General features: G+C 46.9%; 1 protein-coding gene. It reads left to right on the plus strand.

The genetic code is table 11. From position 1 onward, the window contains the following. Positions 1-2,350: AAA family ATPase (locus H6S82_RS28540; RefSeq protein ID WP_347339562.1), on the plus strand; the 2,350-nt coding region annotated here is incomplete at its 5' end. Between the last annotated feature and the right edge of the window lie 170 nt (positions 2,351-2,520).

Here is a 2,520-nt window from a genome sequence, read left to right on the forward strand (position 1 = left end):
GCCACAATTTGGAAGGGCATTAAAAAAGGAACAAGCAGTAATGGCGGAAACAACAAAAATTAGGAAGCCTGAAGATGCGATCGCGCACCTTCCCCACTTCGACGCTCTATTGCCATTACTGCGCCGATTAGATCGACATCTAGGACGAGCGATCGCTGCTATTGAAGTCGATCGCCATCCAAATGCTCCCATTCATCTCTATCGCGAATTGCAAGCTAACCTACAACAAATAGAAAAGTTGTCAGTGACGCAGCCTAGTTCCAACGGTTTTAAAGGGGAAGCCGAAAATTTAGATAAATCTTTACCCGACTTTGTACCGCCAGATTCGCACCTAGCACAGCTTCAGCAAACGTTTAAATTATCCACATTTGACCTCGATGCGATCGCGATCGTTCTCGCTCCAGAACTCGATCGCCGCTACGAACGCCTCTACGCCTACGTACAAGACGAAGAGCGTTATTTGCAACCTACTGTCGATCTCGTCCTCAAAATCCTTTGTCCGACAGCAACCGACAAACTCAGCCAACGCGATCGCTTTTCTCCAGACGCTCCCCTCATCCGCCATAAACTACTGTACCTTGTTGGCAACTCTAACCAAGCCAAACCGAGTCTACTAGCGCATAATATCTTACTCGACGAACAAGTTGTCCGCTTCCTACTCAACGAAAAAGGACTCGATTCTCGGTTAACACCTTTTTGCCAATTAATTCAGCCTGCTGTTGACTGGAACGATTTACGCTTGAAGGAATCCGTCAAACACGGTTTAAAAGCGATCGCTCAGGCGGGAAGGGGAAAAGGGGAAAAAGGGAAAAAGGGTGTGGAAGGAAATTTGGGATCGCAGCAAAACCCTGTTGCTCTTGAGGAATGCCCTTCGGATGGAGAAATAGGGGAGAGGAAAAACGGGACAATGGACAAATCCCCTCTTCCCCCGGAGCGCAGCGACTTGCGACTGTATTTCCAAGGAAGCGATCGCGCTCTTGCTCGCCACACCGCTGAAGCTATAGCCGCTGAACTTCAAATCCCCTTATTGACAGCCGATTTCGCCCGAATCATAGCTGCAAAAGTAGATTTCGAGCCTACTTTAAAGCTAATCCTCCGTCAAGCTTGGTTTGAAAATACCCTGCTTTATCTTGAGGGGGTAGAGATATTGCAAGAGGAAGAACACGCTATCTTATATCAAGATTTGCTCAATGCAATTGCTCAAACCAAGGGAATAACCATCCTAGCAGGCAAGCAACCTTGGAAGCCCGGAATAGAAGGTGTCTTGGGAATTTTGACGATACCTTTTACCGTTCCTGACTTTACCCAGCGTCGCCTAGAATGGCAAGAGCGTTTGGAGGAAGCCGGAATTTCTATTTCGCCAACCGACTTGGATGCTTTAAGCGATCGTTTCCGCCTTACTCCAGAGCAAATTGCCAACGCCGTTGTCACCGCTAGCAATACCATTCGCTGGAAAGCTGCGGCTGGAGAAACCGAGATTTCCTATAGCTCAATTGTATTTTCTGCTACCCGCGCTCAAGGCGGTCACGATCTAGCTGCACTTGCACGCAAAGTCGAACCTAAATATCGCTGGGATGATATTGTTCTACCACCCGATGCCCAAACCCAGCTTAGGGAAATTTGCAATCAAGCTAAACATCGACATCTGGTGTATGAAGAATGGGGGTTCGATCGGAAGTTATCTCTCGGTAAAGGGCAGAATGTTCTATTTTCTGGCTTACCGGGGACGGGAAAGACGATGGCGGCGGAAGTGATGGCAAGTGAATTACAGCTAGACCTTTATAAAATTGATTTATCCCAAATTGTCAGTAAATATATTGGCGATACAGAAAAAAATCTCAATCGCATCTTTAACGCCGCAGCTACTTCCAACGCTATTCTTTTATTTGACGAAGCAGATTCTCTATTTGGCAAGCGCACAGAAGTAAAAGAATCGCGCGATCGCTATGCCAATATTGAAGTTGGTTATCTATTGCAGAAAATGGAAGAATATGAAGGAATTGCCATTTTAACAACCAATGTTCGTAGCAATATAGATGATGCGTTCGTGCGACGACTGCGTTTTATAGTTGAGTTTCCCCTTCCTACCGAAAAGCAACGCCGCCAAATCTGGGAGAAAATTTGGCCTGACACCACACCTCGCAGTCCTCACATAGACCTAGATTTTTTAGCACGTAAGTTTGAAATTGGTGGTGCTAGCATCCGCAATGTTGCTTTAGCCGCCGCATTTCTAGCTGCTGATGAGGGTATACCCGTTCACATGAGTCATCTGATTCGTGCGATCCGCCGGGAGTATCAGAAGATGGGCAAGATATTGATGGAAGAAGAATTACAGCACACAGGGAATTGACATACTCCCGCCGTCAAGCTTCGCTGTGACGGGGGATTCTCCCAGAATCGCTTCTTGGGATTAGTAGCAAGGGTGAGACGACTTACCCCTCTTCTGTCACTCTCCGGGAGGCCGATCCCTAGAAGCCTTATGAGGCAATAGATACAAGCTATCGTTTTAGAAAAAAAAGG

The organism is Planktothrix sp. FACHB-1355 (assembly GCF_014748295.1).
GTDB classification, from domain to species: domain Bacteria; phylum Cyanobacteriota; class Cyanobacteriia; order Cyanobacteriales; family Aerosakkonemataceae; genus Aerosakkonema; species Aerosakkonema funiforme_A.